General features: G+C 72.5%; 23 protein-coding genes and 2 tRNA genes. 16 read left to right on the top strand and 9 right to left on the bottom strand.

From position 1 onward, the window contains the following. Positions 1-139: 139 nt before the first annotated feature. Positions 140-1933 (top strand): HNH endonuclease, encoded by a 1794-nt coding sequence (locus ABD297_RS06495; RefSeq protein WP_344254012.1) that lies wholly within the window; start codon positions 140-142, stop codon positions 1931-1933. Positions 1934-1973: 40 nt separating this feature from the next. Here ABD297_RS06495 and ABD297_RS06490 read toward each other — a convergent pair whose 3' ends face one another. Continuing rightward, positions 1974-2864 carry a 3-methyladenine DNA glycosylase gene (locus ABD297_RS06490; protein ID WP_344254011.1) on the bottom strand — a complete coding sequence of 297 codons (891 nt, stop codon included), beginning with the start codon at positions 2862-2864 and terminating at the stop codon, positions 1974-1976. 94 nt (positions 2865-2958) lie between these two features. On the opposite strand from ABD297_RS06490, the gene ABD297_RS06485 reads away from it, so the two are divergent. The 10 genes from ABD297_RS06485 (at position 2959) to ABD297_RS06440 (ending at position 12345) form a co-directional block, all read left to right on the top strand. Next, a complete protein-coding gene (locus tag ABD297_RS06485; RefSeq protein WP_344254010.1) occupies positions 2959-4494 on the top strand; it encodes a phospholipase D family protein in 1536 nt (511 codons plus the stop codon). A gap of 73 nt (positions 4495-4567) precedes the next feature. Then, complete coding sequence (locus tag ABD297_RS06480; RefSeq protein WP_344254009.1) at positions 4568-6031, top strand: nitroreductase family protein; 1464 nt, start codon at positions 4568-4570, stop codon at positions 6029-6031. Positions 6032-6075: 44 nt separating this feature from the next. Beyond that, positions 6076-6855 carry a fumarylacetoacetate hydrolase family protein gene (locus tag ABD297_RS06475; protein WP_344254008.1) on the top strand — a complete coding sequence of 260 codons (780 nt, stop codon included), beginning with the start codon at positions 6076-6078 and terminating at the stop codon, positions 6853-6855. 23 nt (positions 6856-6878) lie between these two features. Continuing rightward, complete coding sequence (locus tag ABD297_RS06470; protein WP_344254007.1) at positions 6879-7058, top strand: hypothetical protein; 180 nt, start codon at positions 6879-6881, stop codon at positions 7056-7058. A gap of 279 nt (positions 7059-7337) precedes the next feature. Then, positions 7338-8777, top strand: a complete 1440-nt coding sequence (gltX, locus tag ABD297_RS06465; protein ID WP_425581138.1) for a glutamate--tRNA ligase — start codon at positions 7338-7340, stop codon at positions 8775-8777. Between the two features lie 10 nt (positions 8778-8787). Continuing rightward, positions 8788-9441, top strand: a complete 654-nt coding sequence (locus tag ABD297_RS06460) for a GNAT family N-acetyltransferase (RefSeq protein ID WP_344254005.1) — start codon at positions 8788-8790, stop codon at positions 9439-9441. Further along, on the top strand, positions 9438-10190 hold the full coding sequence (locus ABD297_RS06455) for an HAD family hydrolase (protein ID WP_344254004.1): 753 nt from the start codon (positions 9438-9440) through the stop codon (positions 10188-10190). The genes ABD297_RS06460 and ABD297_RS06455 overlap by 4 nt, the downstream gene beginning before the upstream one ends. Positions 10191-10247: 57 nt before the next feature. After that, positions 10248-10319, top strand: a tRNA-Gln gene (locus tag ABD297_RS06450). A 91-nt stretch (positions 10320-10410) separates the two neighbouring features. Continuing rightward, positions 10411-10483 (top strand) — tRNA-Glu (locus ABD297_RS06445). 134 nt (positions 10484-10617) lie between these two features. Next, entirely contained in the window at positions 10618-12345 is a 1728-nt protein-coding gene (locus ABD297_RS06440) for an alpha/beta hydrolase (protein ID WP_344254003.1), read from the top strand. Here the strand turns inward: ABD297_RS06440 and ABD297_RS06435 are convergent. From ABD297_RS06435 to ABD297_RS06420, 4 genes are all read right to left on the bottom strand, one after another. Continuing rightward, positions 12330-14435, bottom strand: coding sequence for a bifunctional lysylphosphatidylglycerol flippase/synthetase MprF (locus ABD297_RS06435; RefSeq protein ID WP_344254002.1), 2106 nt, complete (start codon positions 14433-14435; stop codon positions 12330-12332). The two genes, ABD297_RS06440 and ABD297_RS06435, sit on opposite strands and share 16 nt — an antisense overlap. 197 nt (positions 14436-14632) lie before the next feature. Continuing rightward, positions 14633-15640 (bottom strand): glucose-6-phosphate dehydrogenase (coenzyme-F420), encoded by a 1008-nt coding sequence (gene fgd, locus ABD297_RS06430; protein ID WP_344254001.1) that lies wholly within the window; start codon positions 15638-15640, stop codon positions 14633-14635. Positions 15641-15748: 108 nt separating this feature from the next. After that, positions 15749-16747 (bottom strand): L,D-transpeptidase family protein, encoded by a 999-nt coding sequence (locus ABD297_RS06425; RefSeq protein ID WP_344254000.1) that lies wholly within the window; start codon positions 16745-16747, stop codon positions 15749-15751. A 229-nt stretch (positions 16748-16976) separates the two neighbouring features. Beyond that, positions 16977-17729: an IclR family transcriptional regulator gene (locus tag ABD297_RS06420; RefSeq protein ID WP_020142814.1), complete on the bottom strand. Its 753-nt coding sequence runs from the start codon at positions 17727-17729 to the stop codon at positions 16977-16979. Between the two features lie 153 nt (positions 17730-17882). Here ABD297_RS06420 and leuC point away from each other — a divergent pair, with 153 nt between their 5' ends. The 3 genes from leuC to ABD297_RS06405 all read left to right on the top strand — a co-directional run bounded on the left by leuC (position 17883) and on the right by ABD297_RS06405 (position 21017). Then, entirely contained in the window at positions 17883-19343 is a 1461-nt protein-coding gene (gene leuC / locus ABD297_RS06415; RefSeq protein ID WP_344253999.1) for a 3-isopropylmalate dehydratase large subunit, read from the top strand. A gap of 3 nt (positions 19344-19346) precedes the next feature. Beyond that, positions 19347-19940, top strand: a complete 594-nt coding sequence (gene leuD / locus ABD297_RS06410) for a 3-isopropylmalate dehydratase small subunit (protein WP_344253998.1) — start codon at positions 19347-19349, stop codon at positions 19938-19940. A gap of 285 nt (positions 19941-20225) precedes the next feature. After that, positions 20226-21017, top strand: coding sequence for an HU family DNA-binding protein (locus tag ABD297_RS06405; protein WP_344253996.1), 792 nt, complete (start codon positions 20226-20228; stop codon positions 21015-21017). A 149-nt stretch (positions 21018-21166) separates the two neighbouring features. On the opposite strand, the gene cofC is transcribed toward ABD297_RS06405, so the two are convergent. Next, a complete protein-coding gene (gene cofC / locus ABD297_RS06400; protein ID WP_344253994.1) occupies positions 21167-22036 on the bottom strand; it encodes a 2-phospho-L-lactate guanylyltransferase in 870 nt (289 codons plus the stop codon). Between the two features lie 113 nt (positions 22037-22149). Between cofC and ABD297_RS06395 the strand changes: the two genes are divergently transcribed. Then, positions 22150-22950, top strand: a complete 801-nt coding sequence (locus ABD297_RS06395) for a lysophospholipid acyltransferase family protein (protein WP_344253993.1) — start codon at positions 22150-22152, stop codon at positions 22948-22950. After that, on the top strand, positions 22947-23948 hold the full coding sequence (locus ABD297_RS06390) for an NAD(P)H-dependent glycerol-3-phosphate dehydrogenase (protein WP_344253992.1): 1002 nt from the start codon (positions 22947-22949) through the stop codon (positions 23946-23948). The genes ABD297_RS06395 and ABD297_RS06390 overlap by 4 nt, the downstream gene beginning before the upstream one ends. 34 nt (positions 23949-23982) lie before the next feature. Here ABD297_RS06390 and ABD297_RS06385 read toward each other — a convergent pair whose 3' ends face one another. From ABD297_RS06385 to ABD297_RS06375, 3 genes are all read right to left on the bottom strand, one after another. Then, a complete protein-coding gene (locus tag ABD297_RS06385) occupies positions 23983-24690 on the bottom strand; it encodes a VOC family protein (protein WP_344253991.1) in 708 nt (235 codons plus the stop codon). Between the two features lie 122 nt (positions 24691-24812). After that, positions 24813-25220, bottom strand: coding sequence for a phosphatase PAP2 family protein (locus tag ABD297_RS06380; RefSeq protein WP_344254019.1), 408 nt, complete (start codon positions 25218-25220; stop codon positions 24813-24815). A gap of 140 nt (positions 25221-25360) precedes the next feature. Further along, positions 25361-26446: a trans-sulfuration enzyme family protein gene (locus tag ABD297_RS06375; protein WP_344253990.1), complete on the bottom strand. Its 1086-nt coding sequence runs from the start codon at positions 26444-26446 to the stop codon at positions 25361-25363. Positions 26447-26490: the final 44 nt, after the last annotated feature.

Below are 26490 nucleotides of genomic sequence, written 5' to 3'. Positions count from 1 at the left end.
ATGACTGGTTGTCCGGGAACCACTCGAGCAGCTGCTGGTACGTCGCTGGGTAGTCCTGCCCCCGAATCGGATTCGCGGTCATCCACAAAGGCTACTTCACCTAAGCAGATATGCAGAACACATGTTCGACGATGCGACGGTGCCTACGACGGAGGCCCTTGAAGCCCTTGTGTCGGCACTGTCGCGCGTCGGGGCCGTGGAGGGTGGGGCCGGCGTGGGCGGGGCAGGCGTGGACGGGGCAGGGGGCGAGCAGCTGTCGGCCGACCAGGAGCTGTCCGACCAGGCGCGGGTCGACCAGCTCGCGGTGCTGGAACGGGTGAAGTCCGCGGTCGCGGCGGCGCAGGTGCGGGTCACGGCGGCGTTCGTGGATTCCCAGGAGCAGGTCGCGCAGGCCTGGTCGCAGCGGGCGCGGGAGTGCTCCGACGCGGGCGACTTCGACGGGTGGCGCGCCGCACGGGACCAGGCCCGCGCCGCGACCTTCGACGAGGGCGACGTCCGCGGCACCCCCGCGCGCGGGTCAGGCGAGGGCACGGGCGACACCCGGAGTGAGAGTCGGGGCGACCGCCGCAGTGAGGGCCGCAGTCAGGACCGGGGTGACGGTCGGGGTGAGAGTCGGGGTGACTCTCAGCGTTCCGGCGGGGGTGAGGCCGGGGCCGGGTCGCGCCGGCGGCGGCGTCGGCCCTCGGGGATGGCGGGGGTCGCGGCGCAGGTCGCGCTCGCCCGGCACGAGTCCCCGGTGCGGGGCGCCGGGCACGTCCGGCTCGCGTTGGCCCTGACCCGGGACATGCCGCGCACGCTGGCCGCGCTCGAGACCGGGCAGCTGAGCGAGTGGCGCGTCCAGATCATCGTCCGCGAGACAGCGGTCCTCACCCCGGCCGACCGGCGGCTGGTCGACGCCGAGATCAACACCGACCCCTCCCAGCCCGTCGCCGGCCTCGGCGACCGGGACCTCGCCCGGCGGGTGCGGGCCGTCACCTACCGGATCGACGCCGCCTCGGTCATGGCTCGGGCTGCGAAGGCCGAGACCGACCGGCGCGTCACGCTGCGGCCGGCGCCGGACACTATGGCCTACGTCACCGCGCTGCTGCCCGTCGCCCAGGCCGTAGCCGCCCACGCCGCGCTCACCGTCGCCGCCGACACCGCCCGCGCCGCCGGAGACGAGCGCGGCAAGGGCCAGGTCATGGCCGACACCCTCGTCACCCCGCTCACCGGGCAGGCCGCCCCCGACGGGGTCCCCGTCGAGATCCAGCTCGTCATGACCGACCGGGCCCTCCTCGCCGGCGACGACACCCCCGCCCAGCTCACCGGTTACGGCCCCGTCCCCGCCGCCTGGGTCCGCGACCTCCTCACCCGACTCCAGCTCGCGACCGCGTCCGCCATCGGGTCGGCCACCGGGTCGGGCACCGGGTCGGTGCCGCAGGACGGCGTCGAGGCCTCAGGGGCCCGCGCGGCCGGGGTGTGGCTACGGCGGCTCTTCATCCAACCCGCCACCGGCGCGCTCGTCGCCATGGACTCGACCCGCCGCACCTTCGACGGCGGACTGCGCCGCTACCTGCTCACCCGCGACGCCGCCACCTGTCGCACCCCCTGGTGCGACGCCCCGGCCCGCCACCTCGACCACATCCGAGACCACGCCGCAGGCGGACCCACCACCGACACCAACGGCCAAGCCCTCTGCGTGCGCTGCAACCACACCAAACAGCTCCCCGGCTTCACCGCCACCACAGCCACAGCCGGCCAGCCCGGCACTCCCCACACCGTCCGGACCACCACCCCTACCGGACACACCTACACCTCCCAGGCCCCACCCCTGCTCCCCGGCCTCCCACCCGGACCACGGCCCGGGCTGTCCCTCGAGCAACCACCAGAACCCGGCGAGCCAGACATGCTCAGCCCCTTCGAACACGCCCTGACCCTCGCCCTCGCAGCCTGACCCGTCCCCAGGTCAGCGCCTGCGCGGCGTCGAGGAGCGCTCAGGGGCGCAATGTGGCGGCGTCGTCGCTCACGACGACGGCGTCGATCGCCTCCACGAGACGCGCCCGGAGTGCCTGACCGCGGACAGAGAAACCACGCTGCGCCGCGGCATACTCCGCCTTGCCCTCGGCCGTCTCGATCCGCACGGGCTCGTAGCCCAGCTCACGAAGGTCGTAGGGCGCGGCCCTCATGTCGAGCGCGCGGATGTCGCGTGCGAGCTCGAAGCAGTCCATGACGAGGTCGCTCGACACGGCGGGCACGAGCTTGTGGGCCCACTTGTAGAGGTCCATGCCGGCGTGCAGGCACCCCGGCTGCTCGAGGGCGGGCTGGCTCTCGCGCGTCGGCGTCAACGCGTTGAGCGGCAGGGCCTCGGGCGTGAAGAAGCGGTAGGCGTCGAAGTGCGAGCAGGCGACCTGGTGACTCTCGACGACGGCGTCGGTGCCCGACGCGCCGAGACGCAGCGGCCAGCCGGCATGCCGCACGTCGGACGGGTCGAGGCGGTAGACCATGGCCCACTCGTGGAGGCCGAAGCAGCCGAAGCGGCCCGGCCGTTCAGCGGTGCGGACCAGCAGCTCGCGCACGAAGCGCAGCGTGTCACCGCGGTCCTGGGCGAACGCCTCCACGTCGAGACACACGCCGTCTGCCTCGAGCGAGTAGAAGCGCCACTCCCGATGGGGGGAGGCGTCCGCCCCCGAGAGCCGAACCCCTGCGCCGGGGTGCCACCGGCGCAGCTGCGACGGCTTGAAGGAGTAGTAGGTGAAGAGGAAGTCCTCGACCGGGTGCTTCCGGTGGTCGCGGCGCCGCGTCAGGTGCCCGGCGGTGGCGGCGTCGACCCGCGCCTCGTGCGCCGCCGTCCGTCTGCGCCACTCCGGCTCGTCGAGCACCTCCACCCCGCGATCGTAGGTCAGCCGTCCAACCGGTCGTCGACAGCACCCGGCCGCGCAAGTCGTCGCCGTGACCGGCGTGAGGACCTAGCCTCGGGACGTGGACCCCGCCGACTGGTACCTCTCGCCGAGTGAGAGAGGCAACCCCGCGACGCGCCTCGACCGACGCCATGCCGACGGACGGTCGTGGACCGAGGGCAACCTCGTGACCCCGCTCGTGCACGGAGCCGCCTACTTCGAGGCCCTCGTCGACGCCGTCTCCCGCATGGGGGCCGGGGACCTCTTGCTCTTCGTCGACTGGCGGGGTGACCCTGACGAGCACCTGACCGGCAGCCGGGACAGCGAGGTCGGCGCGCTCCTCGCCGACGCGGCCCGTCGCGGTGTCGACGTCCGCGGCCTGGTCTGGCGCTCGCACTGGGACCGGCTCTCCTTCTCGGCCGGGGAGAACCGCCACCTCGGCGAGGACATCAACGCCGCAGGGGGCGAGTGCGTGCTCGACATGCGGGTGCGCACGGGCGGCTCGCACCACCAGAAGTTCGTCGTGCTGCGCCACCCGACCCGGCCCCAGCTCGACGTCGCGTTCGTCGGCGGCATCGACCTGTGCCACAGCAGGCGCGACGACGCGAGCCATGCGGGCGACCCCCAGCGCCAGAGCATGGCCAAGGTCTACGGCCCGAGGCCGCCGTGGCACGACATCCAGCTCGCGGTCCGGGGGCCGGCGGTCGGCGACGTCGAGACGGTCTTCCGGGAGCGGTGGGAGGACCCGCAGGCGCTCAGCCGGTCACCCGTCCGCTGGGTCGGTGACGCGCTGCGGCACGACCGCCCACCGCGCCGTCCGCTGCCGCAGCAGCTGGCGGACCCGGAGCCGTGCGGCCCCCACCCGGTGCAGCTGCTGCGCACCTACGGACACCGCCTCGGCGGCTACCCCTTCGCGCCGCGGGGCGAGCGCAGCGTGGCCCGGGCCTACGCCAAGGCGCTCGGTCGGGCGGAGCGCCTCGTCTACATCGAGGACCAGTACCTGTGGTCCGCCGAGGTGGGCTCGCTGCTGGCCGATGCGCTCCGCCGGGCGCCGGAGCTCCGCGTCGTCGCGGTCCTGCCGCACCAGCCGGACCAGGACGGGCGCATCAGCCGGCCGCCCAACCTCGTCAGCCGGGCGCGCCTGCTCACGCAGCTGCACGAAGCCGGCCCGGGACGTGTCGCGGTCTACGGGGTGGAGAACCCGCAGGGCACCCCGGTCTACGTCCACGCCAAGGTGTGCGTCATCGACGACGAGTGGGCCAGCGTCGGCTCGGACAACTTCAACCGCCGGTCCTGGACGCACGACTCCGAGCTCTCGGCCGCCGTCGCGCACGACGGCTACGCCAGGGCCCTGCGCCAGTGGCTGGCGCGCGAGCACCTCGACAGCGATGGCGATCTCGCGATCGAGGAGCACTTCGAGGCGTTCGCCGCGAGCGCGGCCGCCCTGCAGTCGTGGCGCGATGGGACCGCGGGGGAGGCGCGCCCGCCCGGCCGGATCCGGCCCCTGGACAGCCCCGACCAGGGCCGCCTGACCCGGCTCTGGGCCATGCCGCTCTACCGGGTCGTCTACGACCCGGACGGCAGGCCCCTCGACCTGCGCCTCCGCCGCTCGATGTGACGTCGGCCTCCGTTCCGGAGGTCTGCGGCCCTTCGCCCGGCACGGGCCGTCACGACGGAGCAGGATGTCGTCCATGGCACCCGACGCCGAGCGCCCCACGCACCTGCTGCACCGCCTGACGTCCTACTCGCACGAACGGGAGTGGACCGAGGTCCCCGACGACGACCGGCTTGTCCAGGACCTCGTCCCCAACGACGTCACCCGGCGTCCGCAGGCCTACAAGCGCTACGACGACGACCTCCGTCGGATCCTGCTGCCACCGGACCTGCCCGCGACGACGTCCCCGGCCACGGCCGTGCTGGCCGGGACCGCGCAGGTCGCACCGGCGCGGCTCGACCTGGCCGGGCTCGCCCGTCTGCTCTACCTCTCGTCCGGGGTGACGCGCCGCACCACACGTCCCGACGGCGGCCTCGTGCTCTTCCGCGCCGCGGGGTCGGCCGGAGCGCGCTTCCCGCTCGAGATCTACGTCGCGGTGCCCCGCGGCGCCGGCGTCGACGGCCTCGAGGCCGGTCTGCACTGGTACGACCCCGAGGCGCACGCCCTCGTGGTCCTCGGTCCGCCACCGTCGGGCGACGCGGTGACTCTCGTCGTCACAGGAGTGCCCTGGCGCACCGGCTGGCGCTACCGCGAGCGCGGCTTCCGCCACATCTACTGGGACGCCGGCACCATGCTCGCCCAGACCCTCGCCCTCGCCGACTCCGCCGGCCTGCCGGCGCATCTCGTCACGACGTTCCCGGACACCGAGGTGGCCGCCCTCGTCGGCGCGGACCGCGTGCACGAGTTCCCGGTCGCGCTGGTGGCCCTCGGCGAGGGTGGCCCCGCGATCCACCCCACGGGCGACCCGTTCCCCGGGCGCCACGACGCGGACGGTCTCGAGTTCCCGCTCGTGACGGCCGCCCAGCGGGCAGGGGAGCGCGACGTCCTCGGAGCGCCGCACGCCCGTGGCCCCGCGGTCCCCGTGCTGTCGGCCGGCCCCGGGCCCAGCACCGACGCGGTCGTCGCCAGCAAGGGCTCGATCCGGCGTCTGCACCGTGACCGGTCGGTGTCGCGCGTCCTGCTCGTCGACGCGATGGCCGTAGCGACGCGTGGCATCCACGTGCCGCACTGGGTCGGGGTCAGCGCCGTCGACGGCGTGCCCACCGGCATCCACCGCTGGCCCGACGTCGCCGACGCCGTGCGTCCCCTCGACGAGGCGACCGTCCGTGACGAGCTCTTCGCCGCGTCGCTCGAGCAGGGGCTGGCCGGCGACGCAGCCTTCGTCGCGATGAGCGGCATCGACCTGGCGACGCTGGACGACCACGACTACCGCGAGGCCCAGCTGCTCGCCGGGCTCGTCGAGGGCCGGCTCCACCTCATGGCGTATGCGTTGGGTGCGGCCGCGTCGGGCATGACGTTCCGTGACTCCGACCTCGCCCACCTCATGGGCGCCGACGTCGCCGGCCTGCTGTGGACGTGCGTGGGCGTGCCGGAGTACCGCACACGCCCCAGCGGGCAGCCCGGCTCGCCCGCGGACGTCACGATCGTCTGGCCGCGCTGAGACCGACCGGCACCCGCGGTGACGCGCCGTCGTAGGGTGGGCGCGTGCGCATCGCGAGGTACACGACCGGGGACGACCCGGCATACGGAATCGTCCAGGGCGAACCCGGCAGCGAGGTCATCACCCCGTTGGCGGGTGACCCCCTCTACGTCGGGCTCCAGCCGAGCGGTCAGCCGCCCGTCATGCTCGACGACGCCCGGCTCCTGGCCCCGGTGATCCCGCGCTCCAAGATCGTGGCGATCGGCAAGAACTACGCCGACCACGCCAAGGAGATGGGCGGCGAGGCCCCCGCCGAGCCGATGATGTTCTTCAAGCCCAACACGGCCGTCGTCGGGCCGTTCGACCCCGTGGTCCTGCCGGCGGGCAGCGAGGAGATCTCCTACGAGGGCGAGCTCGCCGTGGTCATCAAGACGATCACCAAGGGCGTCAAGGCCGAGAACGCCGCGGAGTGCATCTACGGCTACACCATCGCCAACGACGTCACGGCCCGTGACTGGCAGCGCTCCGACGGACAGTGGGCGCGGGCCAAGGGCTTCGACACCAGTTGCCCGCTCGGCCCGTGGGTCGAGACCGAGCTCGACCCGGCCGACCTGTCCATCCGCACGACGCTCGACGGCGACGTGAAGCAGGACGGCACGACCGCCGACATGATCCACGGGATCGCGACGATCATCGAGTACGCGTCGGCCGCCTTCACGCTGCTGCCCGGCGACGTCATCCTCACCGGCACACCCGCCGGCGTCGGGCTCGTCGAGGCGGGACAGCAGGTCACCGTCGAGATCGCCGGCATCGGCTCGCTGACCAACACCTTCGTCCGTCGCTGACTGGGCGAATTAGGGTTTATGTCATGGAACAGGACGATATGAACCCCCAGCCGCCGACAGGACACGGCCAGACGACCGGCGACAGCGGCTACATCGGTCGCCACGCGCGCCCGGGCAAGCCGGACCAGGGCCCCGACGAGGACGCCACGTACGACGCGCGGCACGACGACATCGACGGCCCTCCCGGAGCCGTGCAGGGCTGACCGGACGCGACCCGCGCTTCCTCGACGCCGCCCGACCCCCGTGGTCGGGCGGCGTCTCCGCGTCCGGACCGTCGGGACGCGCCCACTAGGCTGGGTCGCACCATGAGCGACGACAGCACCAGCACCGGCATGCCCTCTTCCCCCGCCAGCGAGCCCCTCGGCCAGGTGGAGGACCGCACTGCGCCGTCCCGGCGCGTCTCGACCTCCGACGGCTCCGGCCCGGTGCGCACCCGCGTCGCACCGTCGCCCACCGGCGACCCCCACGTCGGCACCGCCTACATGTCGCTCTTCAACCTCGCCTTCACCCGGCAGCAGGGCGGCCAGTTCGTCCTGCGCGTCGAGGACACCGACCGGGCGCGCTTCCGCGAGGACTCCGAGGCGCAGCTCTACGACACCCTCGCGTGGCTCGGGCTGCACTGGGACGAGGGCCCGGACCTCGGCGGCCCCTTCGCGCCGTACCGCCAGTCCGAGCGCCTCGACACCTACCGCCCCTACGTCGACCGCCTCATCGAGGACGGCCACGCCTACCTCTGCTGGTGCTCGACCGAGCGCCTCGCGCAGATGCGTGAGGTCCAGCAGAAGACGAAGCAGCCCACCGGCTACGACCGCCTCTGCGTCGGCAAGACGCGAGAGGAGCGCGCCGCGCTGCCCGGCTTCAGCGAGACGCCGGTCGTGCGCATGCTCGTCCCCGACGACGTGCCGCTCGTCTTCGACGACGTCATCCGCGGCAAGGTCTCGGCGCCCCGTCCCGACGACCAGGTCATCCTCAAGGCCGACGGCTTCCCGACCTACCACCTGGCCGTCGTCGTCGACGACCACCTCATGGGCATCACCCACGTCGTGCGCGGCGAGGAGTGGATCAGCTCCACGCCGAAGCACATCCTGCTGTACCGCTGGCTCGGGCTCGAGGCGCCGAAGTTCGCGCACATGCCGCTGCTGCGCAACACCGACAAGTCCAAGATCTCCAAGCGCAAGAACCCCGCCGCACGGCTGACGTGGTTCCGCGAGGAGGGCTACCTGCCCGAGGCGCTCGTGAACTTCCTTGCGCTGCTTGCCTATCCGCCGCAGCAGGACGCCGAGGGCGCCGACGTCGAGGTCTTCACGTTCGAGGACTTCAGCCGCACCTTCGACTGGGCCAAGGTCAACCCGATCGGCCCGATCTTCGACCTCAAGAAGCTCGACTGGCTCAACGGCGTCTACATCCGCTCGCTCGAGGTGGGCGAGTTCGCGAGCCGGCTGCTGCCCTACCTCATCGCAGAGGACGTCCTCGGCGAGACGCAGTCGCTCGGTGAGCTCGCTCGCCTCAAGGCGGTCGCCGAGCTCATCCAGACGCGCATGGCGCACCTCACCGAGGCGCCGTCGCTCGTGCGCCCGTTCTTCGTCGGCGACGACCAGCTCGCCATCGACGACGACGCCCGTGCCCAGCTCAAGGACGACGCCCCGGCGGTGCTCGACGCGGCCCTGAAGGTGCTCGGCGACATCGACGACCACGGCGCCGGCGTCCTCGGCACCGGGAGCCCCTGGAACGCCGCCGGCATCGAGGAGGCGCTCCGTGCCGCGATCGTCGACGGGCTGGGCATCAAGCCGCGCTTCGCCTTCGGCCCGCTGCGCACAGCCGTCTCCGGGGCCCGCATCTCGCCGCCGCTCTTCGAGTCCATGGAGATCCTCGGCAAGACCTCGACCCTGAACCGTCTCCGGTCGCTCCGCGACTCGCTCTGAGGCAGGTGGCGTGGGCGCCTCGGCCTGGCCGCTGCACGGCATCCGTCTGCGCACGGCCGACCTCGACCTCCGGGTCATGACCGAGGCCGACCTGCCCGAGCTGTGGGAGCTGCTGCCCGACGACGTCGAGATGAACCCCCACGCGACGACGTATGCCGGTCTCGACGTCCCGGCGAACCGTCGCGCGGTCCTCGCGCAGGGTTACTGGCGCGCGCTCGGTCTGTGGTCACCCGACGACTGGGCCCTGCCCTTCGTCGTCCGCAGGGACGGCGAGGTCGTGGGTGCCCAGTGGCTCGAGGGCCCGGACTGGCGCGCGGACCACGCGGTCGACTCCTCCTCGTGGCTCGTGCCTGCGGCCCGGGGGAGAGGCCTCGGCAAGCAGATGAGGGCAGCGGTGCTCGCCCTCGCGTTCGGTCCGTTGCGGGCCGAGGTGGCGGTCAGCTCGGCGGTGCTCGGCAACGCGGGCTCCCTCGGGGTCTCCCGGTCGCTGGGGTACCTCGACACGCACCGCTCGGTGCTCGAGCACTCGGGCGAGACCCTGCAGCACGTGCGCCTCACCCGCGCGGCGTGGGCGAGGGCCGGAGGTGCGGACCTCGCCGGGGGCACCGTCGTCGACGGCGTGGCTCCGGCCCTGCCCCTCTTCGGCATCGAAGGCGCCTCGTGAGCCCGCGGTCGCTGGAGCAGACGCTGGACGGGGTCCACGCCCTGCTGCTCGACGTCGACGACACGATCGTCGACACGCAGGAGGCCATGGTGGTCGCCGGCACCCACGCGGCAGCCGCCGTCTGGCCGCACCGCACCGAGGAGCACCGCGCCATGGCGCAGCGCTACTACGACGACCCCGAGCGGTGGTTCCCGCGCTACGCCTCCGGAGACGTCCCGTTCGAGGTGATGCGGGCCGGGCGGCTGGCCGAGGTCGCCGCGGCCTTCGGTGTCGAGGTCCCCGGTGAGGCCCACCGCTCCTACGAGGAGGCCTACGCGCCGGCCTTCCGCAGCGCCCAGCGGCTCTTCCCGGACGTGCCCGACCTGCTCGACGCAGCCGAGGGGGAGCGGCTGCCCGTCGCCCTGCTCACCAACTCCGCGCTGGCCCCGACCCGCGTCAAGCTCGAGGCGCTCGAGCTCGTCGAGCGGTTCGACGTCGTCGTGACGACCGACACCCTCGGCTTCGGCAAGCCCGACCCGCGCGTGTACCTCGAGGCGTGCCGGCTGCTCGGCGCCGAGCCCGGCCGCGTCGTCTGCATCGGTGACAACCTCGAGTGGGACGTGCTCGGTGCCGAGGCCGCCGGTCTGCGTGCCGTGTGGCTCGACCGTGACGGTCGTGGGACGTCCGAACCGGTCGCCTCGGTGCGGGGCCTGGACGAGCTGACCGCGGTGCTCGACCGCCGATTTGGGCCACCGGGCACGGACCGGTAGTATTCCCATTCGGTTCACCCCGTACGGCCCGCGAGGGCAGCTCGGAGTGAAACCCCTTGGGGTATGGTGTAATTGGCAACACTACGGTTTCTGGTTCCGTCATTCTAGGTTCGAGTCCTGGTACCCCAGCTCTGGTCCACGGCAACGTGGTCCGATTCGGAGAAATCCAGCCTTCACGGTAAGGTTTCTTCTCGTGCCGAGTCCGCTCGGCACCGCTCACGGCCCCGTTGTGTAGCGGCCTAGCACGCCGCCCTCTCAAGGCGGTAGCGCGGGTTCGAATCCCGTCGGGGCTACGTGATGCTCGTGAGAGCAGAGGAAGACCCCGGTCCACACGGACCGGGGTCTTCTTGCATGTCAGGGGTTCTCGGCTGCACGCCGTCCTATGCTGGCGCTCGTCATAGGCCACGCCGAGCAAGGAGCAGACGCCATGACCGCTCAGACCACCGCTGCCCCTCCGGCGGTCCCGGCCCGGCGTCGCCCCTGGCGACCCTCGCTCGGCGCTCCACGCAGGGTCTTCGACACGACGTTCTCCGGGGTCGGTCTCACGGTCGCGGCCTGGTTCTTCGCCCTCTCGCTCCTGCCGTCGCTCCTGCCCCGCGGGGCCATGGTCCAGGGCATCGCCTCCGGGGTCACCGTCATGATCGGCTACGGCCTCGGAGCCGGCGCCCAGGCCCTCTGGCGCTACCTCGGGATCCCCAGCGTCCCCGGCCGGGCGCGGCGGGTCCTCGTGGCGATCTTCGTGGGGCTGGGCCTCTGGGCGGCGGTCTTCACCGGATGGCGCCAGGTCGGCTGGCAGAACGAGATCCGCACGCTCTACGGCATGGAGCCCGCCTCCCCGACGCAGTGGCCGGTCATCATCGGGCTGACCCTGCTGCTCGCCGTGCTGATCCTCGCCGCGTCGCGGGGGCTGCGGCTGCTCTTCCGCACCGTCTTCCGGTGGCTCGGGCGCCGGCTGCCGCGTCGCGTGGCGGTGGTCGTGGGCTCGGCGGTCCTGCTCGCCCTGATCTGGTCGATCCTGACGGGCGTGCTCGTCAACGGCTTCTTCACCGTCGCCAACAACATCTTCGCGCCTCGCGACACCCTCATCGCCGAGGACATGCGACGAACCACCGAGCCCGAGCGCTCGGGCAGCCCGCAGTCCCTGTCGAGCTGGGAGCTGCTCGGCCGTCAGGGCCGCTACTTCGTCGGTGGCGGCCCGTCCGTCGCGGAGCTCGACGCGGCCAACGGTGGCGGGGCCAAGGAGCCGATCCGCGTCTACGCGGGCCTGCGCTCCGCCGACACGGTGCAGGGGCGCGCCGACCTCGTGCTGGCCGAGCTGAAGCGCACCGGCGCCTTCGACCGCAAGGTCCTCGTCATCGCCACGACGACCGGCACCGGCTTCCTCGACCAGAACGGCACCGACCCGCTCGAGTTCCTCTGGAACGGCGACACCGCCATCGCCGGCGTGCAGTACTCCTACCTCCCGTCGTGGATCTCCCTGCTCGCCGACCAGGACGCGGTCCGCGAGACCTCACGCGTCGTCTTCGACACGGTGCACCAGTACTGGTCGACCCTGCCCGAGACCGGGCTGCCCAAGCTCTACCTCTACGGGCTGTCCCTCGGCTCGCTGGGCGTCGAGAGCATCCTCAGCTCGATCAACGTCATCAACGAGCCGATCGACGGCGCCCTCATGTCGGGGCCGCCGTTCGTCAACGAGATGCACGCCCGGCTCACGGCGCAGCGCCAACCCGACAGCCCGGCATACCTGCCCGTCTACGAGCAGGGGCGCACAGTCCGGTTCACCGCCGAGCAGAACGGCCTCGGTCGCGGGGGCACGGTCTGGGGCCCGACGCGCCTCGTCTACCTCCAGCACGCCAGCGACCCCATCGTCTTCTTCTCCCCGAGCATGGCGTTCAGCTCGCCCGAGTGGCTCAAGGACGGGGAGCGGGGGCCCGACGTCTCGGCCCGCATGGGCTGGTTCCCGCTCGTCACCATGTGGCAGGTGCTGCTCGACCTGCCCGGCGCCGGAAGCATTCCGATGGGCTACGGCCACCTCTACTCCGCCACGTCCAACCTCGAGTCCTGGGTCGCCGTGACGAACCCGCCCGGCTGGACGCCCGAGAAGACCGCCGCCCTCGCCTCCGTCCTCGAGAAGCGGCCCTACAAGGACACGTGATCGTCGTCCCTGCGGGACTGGAGCCCCGCCCGGGCCAGGTCCCGCAGGGAGGCGCCGGGCAGGTACGCCGAGGTCAGGGCGAGCCCGATCCGGGGCAGCGCGGCCTCGTCGGAGAAGACGAGGTGGACCGGCTCGTGGCGGGGACGGAACTTCTGCTTGAAGCTCTCGAGCGAGCGGAAGCCGTAGAGCGGCTCCATCGCCTCGCCCAGTTGGTCGAGGAGCCGCTCGAGGGACGCCCGCTCGGCCGTGCCGTCGCCGGAGTGGGCCAGCGGTGCACCGGACAGCGACACGAACGACGCGCCCTGGTCGCGGAAGGACAGGCACGCGCTCGCGATGAGGAACTCCGTCACCGGGCGGAAGCCGTCGGGCAGGCGGCGCATGACGTCGAGGGTCCACCCGCGGACCTCGCCGCCGGGCGAGTGGACGGGCAGCCACGACGTGACGCCGTGCACGGTCATGTCGGCGTCGACGGCCAACCCGACCACCGTGTCGGGGTCGAGGGCCTCGTCGACCCCTCCCAGGGTGAACCCCATCTCCGGGAGTCCCTTGTCGGAGACCCACAGCTCGGAGATCGCGCGGACCTGCGAGAGCAGGCCCCGCGGCATGTCGGCGAGACGGCCCTCGCGGTAGGTGATCCCGTCCTTCGCGGCCCGGTTCAGGGCCGTGCGCACGCTCTGCCACGACCTGCCCTTGAACTCGAGGTCGGGCAGGTCGATGATCGCCTCCTCGGCCACGAGCACGTCGCGCCGACCGTGCGCCCGACCCCAGTCCGCGACCTCCCGGGTCACGGAGAAGAAGCACACCTTGAGGCCGTGCAGCTCCTGCTCGTCGACGAAGGCCCGGAGCACGGCGTCGCGCGTCGGCCGGTCGGCGGCGACCGGGTCGCCGAGGGCGATCGCGGTGCCGCGATGCACCTGGAAGGCGACGTAGCCCAGCGGCGTGCCGTCCGGGTCGCGGTGGATGAACCAGTGGTTGTCGGGCCACGTGCCCATCCACGACATCGTCGAACCGCCGTGGGTCTTGAGCAGGCCGATGGCGGTGTCCCGGTCGCTCGAGCCGGCCGCGAGCTCGGCCCGCCGACGCCGCCCGGACCGTGCCTGGAAGGCCGCTCGGCCGGCGACGAGCACGACGAGCTGCAGGAGCCACAGCAGGTTGTCGACGACGAGCTGCGGCACCGACGACACGATGTCGCCCTGGGCGTCGAGCTCGTCGGGGGCGAGGAGCTCCAGGACCAGGGCCGCGAGCCCGACGAGCACCGAGAGCGAGGCCAGGGCGCCGGCCAGCTGCCACGTGCGCCGTGACCCGCGCCCGAGGCCCCACGCCAGGGCGAGCGAGATCGCGGCCCCGACGAGGACGGTCGTGGCGTCGGAGTCGGAGGTCGAGGCACCGAGCGGCCCGTCGGACGGGGTGAAGTAGAGCAGGATGCGCACGACGGCGGAGACGACGAACAGCGTCGAGGCGATGATGCGCCACTCGTGCCGGCTGAAGGTCGGCAGCTCGGGTCTCGGTCGTCGCCCGAGCAGCAGCGGACCGACAGCCAGCCCGACGAGGACCGCCAGCAGGTGCTCGAGGTCCCAGAGCAGCCCGACGTAGAGCAGCGCCAGACCGGCATAGAGGCTCAGCACGAGGCGGAGCCGACCGCGCCACGGCGGCAGGAGCGTCGCGCTGGCCGCGGCCACGGCGCCCAGGGCTCCGGCGCTGAAACCGACGTCGAGCACGGCGGCGGTTCGGTCGGCCCACGCCCACCCGGTCTGCGACAGCACGAGCAGCACGAGGGCCGCGCCGAGCACGCCCGCCAAGTGGCCGGCGGCCGACGCCACCGCGACGAGGCGCGTGCCGAGGCGCAGCTCTGCCCACCCGACCAGCAGCAGCGCGCCTCCGGCGACGGGGAGGTACTGCGCCGGGACGAGCGCGAAGAACGCACCACTGACGGGCGTCCACCACCGACCGGCCTGCAGCGCAGGGAGCCCGTAGGCCACGGTCTCCAGCAGGTCGCGGTCCTGCAGCGGCGACCAGAGCGACTGCGTCCCCACACCGAGGACCACCATCGTCGAGACGACCGCGACGGTGAAGGGCACGCGCCGGGCCATCCGGGCCACCTGAGCGGCACGAGCCGTGCGAGTGGCGGGGAGAGTGGTCGCCCCACCCGTGGCCTCCGCGGGACCTCCTGCCGGCATCCGAACCGCCCCCTACGCGTCGGTGATCGCGCCCTCCCTGTCCTGGATGCTAGTGGTCGGGGCCCGGGTCGCGGGGGCGGTCGGGCAGCTTGCCCGCCGGGGACGCGTCGTCAGGCCAGCTCGCGCAGGCCGGGCAGCACGTCGGCGGAGAACTGCTCGAGGAACCGGCCCTGGTCGTGGCCCGGCGCGTGGAAGACGACGTGGTTGAAGCCCCAGTCGACGTACTGCCGCACCGCCTCGACCGCCTCGGCCGGGTCGCTGGTGACGATCCAGCGCTTGGCGATCTCCTCGTCGGACAGCTCGTCGGCGAGCCGCTCCATCTCGGTGGGATCGTCCACGCCGTGCTTCTGCTCGGCGCTGAGCGACAGCGGTGCCCAGAAGCGGACGTTGTGCAGGGCCTGCTGGGGGTCGCGGTCGTAGGACAGCTTGATCTCGATCATCCGGTCGAGGTCGTCGCGGGTGCGGCCCGACTTCTCGAGGCCCTCGTCGACGGCCGGCAGCAGCTTGTCCTCGTAGAGCTCGCGGCCCTTGCCGGACGTGCAGATGAACCCGTCACCCGACCGGCCGGCATACCGCGCGACGAGCGGTCCGCCGGCGGCGACGTAGACGGGCACCGGCTCGTCGGGCCGGTCGTAGATCGATGCCCCGTGGGTGCGGTAGTAGTCGCCCTCGAACTCGACCCGGTCCTCGGTCCAGAGGCGCCGCATGAGCGTGACCGCCTCGCGCATCCGCGCGAAGCGCTCCTTGAACTCCGGCCACGGCGAGCCCGCCGCACCGACCGCCACCTCGTTGAGGGCCTCGCCCGTGCCTATGCCGAGCACCACGCGACCGGGGTTGAGGGCGCCCAGCGTGGCGAACGCCTGGGCGACGACTGCGGGGTTGTAGCGGAAGGTCGGGGTCATGACGGACGTGCCGAGGACGACCCGCTCCGTGCGCTCGCCGGCGGCAGCCAGCCAGCTCATCGCGAAGGGTGCGTGCCCGCCCTCGTGGCGCCAGGGCTGGAAGTGGTCGGAGATGAAGACCGAGTCGAGGCCGACCTCCTCGGCCTGCACGGCATACGTGACGAGGTCGCGGGGACCGAACTGCTCCGCCGACGCCTTCCAACCAACCTTGAGCACGGTGCCTCCTGGGGTGACCTGGGTGTCAGGTCAGCCTACGGCCGCGCCATGACGCGTCCGCCGGCACCCGTGCGGTCGTATGCCGTCCGGTCGCGTGGCCGTGACCGCTCACCAGTGGACGACGACCTTGTCACCGATGCGCACCTCGCCGTAGAGCTGGACGAGGAGGGGCTTGTTGCGCACGTTGATGCAGCCGTGCGAGGCCCCTGCGTAGCCGAGGCGGGCGAAGTTCGAGGAGTAGTGCACCGCCTGGCCGCCCGAGAAGAACATCGAGTAGGGCATCGGCGTGTGGTAGAGGTTCGAGATGACGTCGACCTGCTTCTTGTAGACGGAGAAGACGCCCTCGCGGGTGGGCAGCTCGTCGCTGCCGAAGCGGACGTCGAAGCCGTACTGCGGCACGCCGTCGACGACCCACGTCAGCTGCCTGGTCGTCTTGCTGACGCACATGACGCGACCGGTCAGGCAGCGCGGGTCGACGTCCCAGGAGATGGCACCCGGCTTCGGCTGCACGAGTGTGGGCTTGACGTTGGCGAGCTCGTCGGAGGTCGGCGTGTGCGTCATGGCGACGAGCCTGTCCCACGTGCGCTCGTCGAGGACTCCGGTCGCGTCGAAGCCGCGCTTGGCCTGGAAGCCGCGCACCGCCGCCGTGGTCCGGGAGCCGTAGCCGTTGTTGACGTCGCCCTCGAACCAGTTGAGCTGGCGCAGTCGCGCCTGGAGCGCGCGCACCTTGGGGCCCGAGTCGCCGGGCCGCAGCACGACCACCGGTGCCGGGGCGGGCTCGGCCGTCTTCGTCGGCGTCGCCGGCTTCGTCACGGGCTTCGTCGGCGCCGGCACGGGTGTCGTGGCCGGAGGTGCGGAGGTGGGCGACGTGCTCGGGGTGGTCGTCGGGACCGTCGTCGGCGCGCTCGAGGGCGACTCGGTGGTCGTCGGGCCGGACGGGGTGCCGCTGCCCGCAACCCCCGTGCCGGTCGCGCCGGCTCCCCGGTCGACCGTCTGGTTCGGGGTGCAGGCCGTCGACGCGACGACCATGGCGATGGCGCCGGCGAGCACCAGGGCGCGGCGCACCCCAGCCGTGGCGCGGACCGGTGAGCTGGCTGCCTGCATCATGACCCCTTGTCTGAACGCGACGTGCCGTGCGTCGTTGCACTGCACCGAGAGTGACGCGAGCACCCCCGGAATGGTTGTCCCGGCATCGGTGGTGATACCGATCGTGACCGATCCGTTGTGCAGGCGTGCTCAGGTCGTGCGTCCAGGTCGAGCCGTGGTGGCGTGCGACGGGGTCGGGCCGGGGGGTCGCGCGGGGGTCGGGACGGAGCGCCCCGCGGGCAGGAGGTGCTCAGGCGTTGTGCTGCTGCTGTTGCTGCTGCTGCATCGCGTGGTGGCGGCGCAGAACCTCGGTCAGCTTGTTGGCGCCGGCGACGACCGTGGCGGCGTGCAGGCGGCCGGGCTGGCGCGAGAGGCGCTCGATCGGACCGGAGATGGACACGGCGGCCACGACCCGACCCGACGGGCCGCGGACGGGGGCCGACACGGACGCGACCCCGGCCTCGCGCTCGGCGACGCTCTGGGCCCAGCCGCGGCGGCGGACGCCGGAGAGGGCCGTCGCGGTGAACGCCGCACCCTGCAGTCCGCGGTGGAGGCGGTCCGGCTCCTCCCAGGCGAGCAGCACCTGGGCGGCGGAGCCGGCGAGCATCGACAGCGTCGCGCCGACGGGGATCGAGTCGCGCAGGCCGACGGGGCGCTCGGCCGCGGCGACGCAGATGCGCTGGTCGCCCTGGCGGCGGAAGAGCTGCGCGCTCTCGTTGGTGTGGTCGCGCAGGGCACCGAGCACGGGGCCGGCTGCAGCGAGCAGACGGTCCTCGCCCGCGGCCGAGGCCAGCTCGCCGAGGCGCGGGCCGAGCACGAAGCGGCCCTGCATGTCGCGCGAGACGAGGCGGTGGTGCTCGAGGGCGACCGCGAGACGGTGGGCGGTCGGTCGCGCGAGCCCGGTGGCGCCGACGAGCTGGGCGAGGGTGGCCGGTCCGGCCTCGAGGGCGCCCAGCACGGTCGCGGCCTTGTCGAGAACGCCGACCCCTGAAGAGTTGTCCATGCACTGATACTGACGTCTCAGGCACTGAGACGTCAATCCACCTGACCCATAAAAGGTCCAGTCTTTCGGAAGAGCGATGTCGCGACCCGGTCCTCGATGGCGCGCGCCGCTCGGGCATCGGAACGCCGTCGCGGAGGGAAGTCAGAGGGAGTCATGGCAGGGACACTGGCCGAGAAGGTCTGGGACGCACACGTCGTTCGTCGCGCCGAGGGAGAGCCCGATCTGCTCTACATCGACCTCCACCTGCTCCACGAGGTCACGAGTCCGCAGGCCTTCGACGGCCTCCGCCTCGCCGGGCGCCCCGTCCGTAGGCCCGACCTGACGCTCGCGACCGAGGACCACAACGTCCCGACGACGCCGGGCCCCATCACCGACCCGGTCTCGAAGGTCCAGGTCGAGACGCTCCGCCGCAACTGCGAGGAGTTCGGCGTCCGGCTCTACCCGATGGGTGACGCCGACCAGGGCATCGTCCACGTCGTGGGGCCGCAGCTCGGCCTGACGCAGCCGGGCATGACCGTCGTGTGCGGCGACAGCCACACCTCGACCCACGGCGCCTTCGGGGCGCTCGCCTTCGGCATCGGCACCTCGGAGGTCGAGCACGTGCTCGCCACCCAGACGCTGCCGCTCAAGCCGTTCCGGACCCTCGCCGTCAACGTGCGCGGTGCGCTCCCCGACGGTGTCACGGCCAAGGACGTCGTGCTGGCCGTCATCGCCAAGATCGGCACCGGCGGTGGCCAGGGCTACGTCATCGAGTACCGCGGCGAGGCCATCGAGGCCCTGTCGATGGAAGCCCGGATGACGGTGTGCAACATGTCGATCGAGGCCGGCGCCCGCGCCGGGATGATCGCCCCCGACCAGGTGACCTTCGACTACCTCCAGGGTCGTCCGCACGCGCCCACCGGCGCCGACTGGGACGCTGCCGTCGCCGAGTGGACCGCGCTCCGCTCCGACGACGACGCCGTCTTCGACGCCGAGGTCGACCTCGACGCCGCCGACCTGACGCCCTTCGTCACGTGGGGCACCAACCCGGGACAGGGCCTGCCGCTGTCCGCCTCGGTGCCCGACCCCGAGGAGTTCGCCGACGAGAGCGACCGCGTCGCCGCCGAGAACGCCCTGGCCTACATGGGTCTCGAGCCCGGCACCCCGCTGCGCGACATCAAGGTCGACACCGTCTTCGTCGGCTCGTGCACCAACGGGCGCATCGAGGACCTGCGTGCGGCCGCCGCCGTGGTGCAGGGTCACCACGTCGCGGACGGCGTGCGCATGCTCGTCGTGCCCGGTTCGGCCAAGGTGCGTCTGCAGGCCGAGTCCGAGGGCCTCGACAAGGTGTTCACCGCGGCCGGCGCCGAGTGGCGCCTGCCCGGCTGCTCGATGTGCCTCGGCATGAACCCCGACACCCTGGCTCCTGGGGAGCGCAGCGCCTCGACGTCCAACCGCAACTTCGAGGGCCGCCAGGGCAAGGGCGGTCGCACCCACCTCGTCAGCCCGCTCGTCGCGGCCGCCACGGCGGTCCGCGGCACCCTGTCGAGCCCGGCTGACCTCGACGACACGACCCCCGGAGCCGCCGACCGTTCGCACGGCGAGCTGGCTTCCGCGACGACCGGAGAGGCCTGAGCCATGGAGAAGTTCGAGACCCACACCGGCGTCGGGGTGCCCCTGCGCCGCAGCAACGTCGACACCGACCAGATCATCCCGGCCGAGTACCTCAAGCGCGTGACGCGCACCGGGTTCGAGGACGGCCTCTTCGCCGCCTGGCGCAAGGACGAGTCCTTCGTCCTCAACAACCCGGTGTTTGCCGACGGCTCGGTCCTCGTGGCCGGTCCTGACTTCGGCACCGGGTCGAGTCGCGAGCATGCCGTGTGGGCCCTGATGAACTGGGGCTTCCGCGTCGTCATCAGCTCCCGCTTCGCCGACATCTTCCGCGGCAACAGCGGCAAGCAGGGGCTGCTCACCGCGATCGTCTCGCAGGACGACGTCGAGCTGATCTGGAAGTACCTCGAGAACAACCCGGGCGCCGAGATCACGGTCGACCTGGTGGCGCGGTCGGTCCGCGCCGGCGAGATCGTGGCGCCCTTCGAGATCGACGACTACACCCGTTGGCGGCTGCTCGAGGGTCTCGACGACATCGGACTGACCCTTCGACACGAGGATCTCGTCGCAGATTTCGAGTCCCGGCGCCCGAGCCACAAGCCGGTGACCAGCCCGGCCTGACGGTCGGACCGGGACGCCCTCCTGATCCACGAATCTGAACGGATCCCCTTGCCTGGCAGGGGGATCCGTTTTCCTATGCGTCTCCACGGGGCGCGGGTCGACAGGCTCCCGGAGGCCTCTCCAGCCCGGTCAGAACCCGTCAAACTCCTTGCGACACAACGAAAAACCCACTGAGTGGTGATGGACGTGCTCGCCGCAGCGGCCTAACGTCAGGAGTTAGCCGGACCGGTTCCGGACTCACATCGTCGGGTCGCCTGACACCGACAGTCCTCTGGAGGGGAAGACGTGAACAAGGCAGAACTGATCGACGCACTCGAGGCCAAGCTCGGCAGCAAGAAGGTCGCCTCCGACTCGCTCGAGGCGTTCCTCGACGTCGTCATCCGTGAGGTCGCCCGTGGCGGCAAGGTCGGCATCACCGGCTTCGGCACCTTCGAGCGCGCCGACCGCGCCGCGCGCACCGGCCGCAACCCCAAGACGGGGGCGACGGTGAAGATCAAGAAGACCCGCGTCCCGAAGTTCCGCTCGGGCACGAACTTCAAGGAGGTCGTGTCGGGCGCCAAGAAGCTCTCCAAGACCGAGTCGGCTGCCTCGCGCGCCTCGGCCGGGTCCTCGGTCGCTGCCGCACCGGCCAAGAAGACCACGGCGAAGCGGACTGCCACGGCCACCAAGGCCGCTCCGGCGAAGGCCGCAGCGAAGCGGACGACGGCGACCTCCAAGGCGGCTGCCACCAAGGCCGCTCCGGCCAAGCGCACGACCGCCAAGACCGCGACCAAGGCCGCCTCCGCCACCAAGGCCGCGGCCCGCACCACGACGGCCAAGGCTGCTCCGGCCAGGACGACCGCCAAGCGCACGACGGCGACGAAGGCCGCTCCGGCCAGGACGACCGCCAAGCGCACGACGGCGACGAAGGCCGCTCCGGCCAAGCGTGCGACCGCCGCCAGGACCGCGACCAAGGCCGCCGCGACGACCAAGGCCACGGCCCGCAAGACGACGGCCAAGGCCGCCGCCACGAAGACGACCGCTGCGAAGAAGACGACGACCCGCAAGGCCGCGACGAAGAAGACCGCCTCCAGGTGACCACCGAGCGGCGCCCGCAACCGGGTCGCCGCTCGCCCCACGTGGGCCCGGCCGGGATCGGCCGGGCCCACGTGCGTGTCAGGCTCCGGCCGCCGCGGGCCGTCGGGCCTCGAGCGCCGTCAGTGCGCGTCAGGGCTCGTCAGTGCGCGTCAGCGGATCGGCTGTCCCGGACCGACGCCCACGATGTGCAGCGCGACCACGAGGTCGTCGACCACCTCGACCGTGAGCCGCTGGCCGATGCGCAGCAGGCGCAGGCCGCTCGAGTCGAAGGCCGACGCCTCGAACGCCAGCTCCACGCCGTCGTCGCGCAGCACGCTGCCGGTGTGGGTCTCGGGGTCGAAGCGGTGGACCGTGGCCTGCATGCTCCTGATCCAACCAGATGCGCGGTGGTGCAGGACCGCACGCGTCGCGGCGCCGAGACCGAGACGTCTCGCTCGGGACAGGCTCCGGGCGTCGTCGACGTCGGTGCGCAGGCGGGGGAGCGGCAGCTCGAGGCGCAGGGCGCCGTCGGCTTCGTGGCGGGAGGCGCTGGCGGCGCCGAAGCGCGGCGTGAAGTCCTGGCCGCAGCGCAGCACCGTGCCGGTCCCGTCCGCATCGGGCACGAACGACTCGCCCTGCAGGCCCGCGACCTCCAGCGCCCTTCGCAGCGAGGAGGCGTCGAGTGCTGGGAGGTCGCCCAGCAGGGCCGCCACGTGGGCGCCCGAACCGGCCACACGCATACCCGCTCGGATCGCGTCGTTGAGCCCGCCGCCAGGGTCGGGGACCACGCGAACGCCCCTGTCCCGCCACGTGCCCGACAGGGTCACGTCGCTCGAGACGAGGACCAGACGTGCCGACCCGACGGCCTCGAGCGCGGCGGAGAGCGTGTCGGTCGCGATGGCCGCACTGAGGTCGGCGCGGTCCGAGCCGACCGCGCGCGCCAGGCGCGACTTGCCGTGGCGCGTGTCCTTGACGGGGACCACGACCTGCCACTGGAGGGACCGGGCTGCGGTGGGAGGCGTGTCGGGTGAGATCGTCATGCTGGCGATATCGTCCCACTCGCCGCCGTGCTGCTCGACACCGCGCCGCGAGGTGGACAAGATGAAGCCAGCCACGTCGACCGGCGTGCGCACGACGAGAAGGACGTGACCACGTGACTGCCGGCGCACGCAAGAGGCGGCTGCCCTGGGCCTATCGGGCCGTCGCGTTCGTGCTCCGGCCCGTGCTGATGTGGGTCACGAAGCGCGACTGGCGCGGGCTCGAGAACATCCCCTCCGAGGGTGGCTTCGTCGTGTCGACCAACCACATCTCCTACGCCGACCCTCTCGTCTTCGCCCACTTCATGTTCGACAGCGGCCGCGAGGCCTACTTCCTCGGCAAGGACAGCCTCTTCGCGATCCCGGTCGCGGGCTGGCTGCTCAAGAAGTGCGGGCAGATCCCGGTCTACCGCAACTCGGCTGCGGCGACCGACTCCTACCGCGCTGCCGTCCAGGGCGTGCGCGACGGCAAGGCGCTGGGCATCTTCCCCGAGGGGACCATCACGCGCGACCCCGACCTGTGGCCGATGCGCGGCAAGACGGGCGCCGCCCGCGTCGCGCTCGAGACGCGCTGCCCGCTGGTCCCGGTGGCGCAGTGGGGTGCCCAGGAGATCCTGTCGCCCTACGGCCACCGGCCCTCGCTCTTCCCGCGCAAGACGATGATGATGTATGCCGGTCCGCCCGTCGACCTGTCGGACCTCTACGACCGGCCGATCGACACGAAGATCCTGCGCGAGGCGACCGACCGGCTCATGGACCGCATCACCGAGCTGCTCGAGGAGCTGCGCGGCGAGAAGCGACCCACCGAGCGTTTCGACCCACGCACCCACGGGGTCCCCGAGATCGGCAACCCGTTGAAGCACCACGAGATCGGGCGCCCGAGGCCGGCGGCCGACACGGACGGGGACGGGGCGTGACGACGCGGGTCGCGGTGCTGGGCAGCGGCAACTGGGGCACGGCTTTCGCGATGATCCTCGCCGACGCCGGGTGCGGCGTCACCATGTGGGCCCGCCGTGCCGAGGTCGCCGACGCCATCAACGGGGGACGCAACGAGGCCTACCTGCCGGAGCTCGACCTGCCCTCGGCGGTCCGTGCCACCGTCGACCCCGCCGAGGCGCTCGACTCCGCCGACGTCGTCGTGCTCGCCGTCCCGTCGCAGACGTTGCGCGACAACCTCGTCCAGTGGGGCGACGCCATCCCGGCAGGGGTGCCGGTCGTCTCGCTGATGAAGGGCGTCGAGCTGGGGACGACGATGCGGATGAGCGAGGTCATCGCCGAGGCGGCCCACGTCGAGGCCGACCGCGTCGTCGTCGTGTCGGGCCCCAACCTGGCGCCGGAGATCGCCCGTCGGCAGCCGGCCGCCGGCGTCGTCGCCTGTCGTGACATGGCCACGGCCGAGCGCGTGGCCGCCGCCTGTGCGACGCCGTGGTTCCGCCCCTACACCGACACGGACGTGACCGGGGCCGAGGTGTGCGGGGCGACGAAGAACGTCGTGGCGCTGGCCTCGGGGATGGCCGAGGGCATGGGTTTCGGCGACAACACCAAGGCCACGATCATCACCCGCGGCCTCGCCGAGACGACGCGTCTCGGGCTCGCCCTGGGAGCCCACCCCCAGACGTTCATGGGCCTCGCCGGCGTGGGCGACCTCATCGCGACGTGCATGTCCCCGCTGTCGCGCAACCACAGCTTCGGCGTGCGGCTCGGGCGCGGCATGACCGTCGCCGAGGCGACGGCCGAGCTCCGGACGACGACGGAGGGGGTCAAGTCGTGCGAGTCGATCCTCACGCTGGCCCAGCAGCACGACGTCGACATGCCGATCTGCGAGCAGGTGGTCGCGGTCATCCGTGACGGGCACTCGGCGAGCGAGGTCGGCCCGCGCCTGATGTCACGCGACCTCAAGGCCGAGAAGCACTGACGCCGAGCCGGTTCCGCGCTGCTCCCGGCGGTGGTCAGCCCTCCGAGGCGGCTCGCAGCGAGGTGCAGACGCATGCCTTGTTGCCGTCCTGGTCGGCGATGACGGTGAACGACGGGGCCTGGCTGTCGTCGACGACGACCCCGCCCGCGGCGACTGCGGCGGCGATGCGCTCGTCGGCCACCTCGGGTGCGACCCACACGTCGAGGTGGAAGCGCTGACGCGGGGTCTCGTGCTCGTCGGTCTCCTGGAACCACAGGATCGGCACGCGGCGGGTCGCGTCGCGCACGTCGTCGCCGATGGTGCCCCGGCCCCGGGCATCCGTCGACCCGGTCAGCAGGGCCGCCCACACGAGGGAGACCGCGTCTGCATGCGCCGTGTCGAGGGCGAGCTCGACGGTCGTGACGGCGGTCGGGTCGGGCCGGGCGCCGAGGTCGGCCGCCAGCTCGGAGATGCGGCGCGCGAGGTCGACGTCCTGCTGCGTCACCCACTCGACGACGTGGTCGATGCCGTCGGCGTCGCGGTGGACCGCGTCGTCGCTGACGAGCACCAGGTCGACGTACGTGTCGCCCATCGTCACGAGGGGGTGGTGGGCCGTGGCGTCACCCGCCTGGGCGATCGCCGAGACGAACCGGGCACCGCTCGCGAAGTCGTCGACGAGGTAGCGGCCGTGCAGGCCCTGGCCCAGCTTGCGCCAGTCGGTGAGGGCGGCCTCGGTGATCTGGGTTCCCGTCAGCATGTCCATGCGCCCAACCTAGGCGCGGACTCGGACGATCCACGTCCGCGAGGCGCGACGACGACGAACCCGGCCGGAGGGAGGCAGGCCGACGACCGCTCCTGCACGGCATACGCCGGCGGTCGTGGCGCTCAGGCCTCCAGGGCGCTGGGCGCGAGCACGCGGTCGACGACGGGCAGCGCCCGGCCGCGGTGCACGAGACAGGTGAGCGGTCGACGCACGAGCAGCCACCCGACGACCACGACGACCGCGCCGAGCGCCAGGCCGGCCACCACGTCGAGGGGGTAGTGCGCACCGACGTAGACCCGCACGGCCGCCATCAGCACCGCCGCGACCGCCGCGACGGCACCGAGCCGCCTCGACACGAGCAGGAGCCCCATCGCAGCGGCACCCGCCATGACGGAGTGGTCGGAGGGGAACGACCAGTCGGTCGACCGGTCGACGAGCACGAGCACGGAGGGGTGGGTGGCATACGGCCGGGCCTCGGCCACGAGCGCGGCCACGGGCTGGTTGGCCCCGACCGCCACGAGCGTGCCCAGGCCCGCCCAGAACCGCAGTGCTGAGGTCGAGCAGGTTGCTCACGTGAGGATCCTTCGCAGGGGTCGGCGGCGGCCGCGGACGACCCGCGGCGAACGGCCAACCCTCCCGGAGGATTCTGGGGGAGATCTCAGAGTCGGGCTCAGACGGCCCGGAGAGCCTGGTCCAGGTCGGCCCAGAGGTCCTCGACGTGCTCGATGCCGACCGAGAGTCGCAGCAGGCTGACGGGCACCTCCGTGGACTCCGAGGGGTGGCGCCGCCGGCGCTCGAGCTGCGACTCCACCCCGCCCAGGCTCGTCGAGTGCAGCCACAGCCTGGTCGCGGCGCAGACCCGCTCGGCGGCGTCGGCGTCGCCCGCGACGTCGACCGACAGGATCGCGCCGGCGCCGGGGTAGCGCACCCGTGCGACGCCGGGGTGGCCCTGGAGACGGTCGGCGAGCTCGGCCGCGTTGGCGCTGGCCCGCTCGAAGCGCACCGCCAGCGTGCGCAGGCCACGGAGGGCGAGGTAGACCTCCATCGGCCCGGCGATGGCCCCGTGCAGGGTGCGGTGGCGGCGGAGCCGCTCACCCAGCCCGCGTCCCCGCTCGGTGTCGCCGACGACCGTCGCGCCGAGCACGACGTCGCTGTGGCCGGAGAGGTACTTCGTCACCGAGTGCACGACCACGTCGGCGCCGAGCGCGAGCGGACGGCAGAGCAGGGGGGTGGAGAGGGTGTTGTCGACGACGCTCGTGATTCCGAGCTCACGCGAGCGCGCGAGCACCACGTCGAGCTCGGTGACGTCCATGAGCGGGTTGGTCGGCGACTCGAGCCACAGCAGGTCCGCCGACTCGAGGGCGCTGAGGAAGCCCGCCGTGTCGGTGGCGTGGACGCGGACGACGGTCCCGCCCGCCTCCTCGTGCGCCACGAGCAGGTCGCCGGTGCCGTTGTATGTCGTGTCGGGTGCGACGACGGTGCCACCGGCAGGGACGAGCGACAGCGCCGCCGAGATGGCCCCCATCCCGGAGGCGTGGACGAGCGCGTGACCGCCCTCGAGGCCGCCGAGAGCCTCCTCGAAGGCGTTCCACGTCGGGTTGCCCGACCGGGCGTAGTTGACGACGCCGTCCGCGGCATACGTTGACGTCAGCTCGACGCCCACGTTGACCGACGCGCCGGGGGAGCGCTCGGGACGACCGGACGCCACGAGGAACGTCTCCACCTGCAGCTGCTGCGCGTCCTCTTCCCTGACCACCTCGTCAGGGTACGAGCGGTGCCCACGGGGCGGGATAGAGTCTC

This window comes from Terrabacter carboxydivorans, assembly GCF_039532035.1.
GTDB lineage: Bacteria > Actinomycetota > Actinomycetes > Actinomycetales > Dermatophilaceae > Terrabacter > Terrabacter carboxydivorans.
This window is presented reverse-complemented; position numbering and strand designations above follow the sequence as displayed.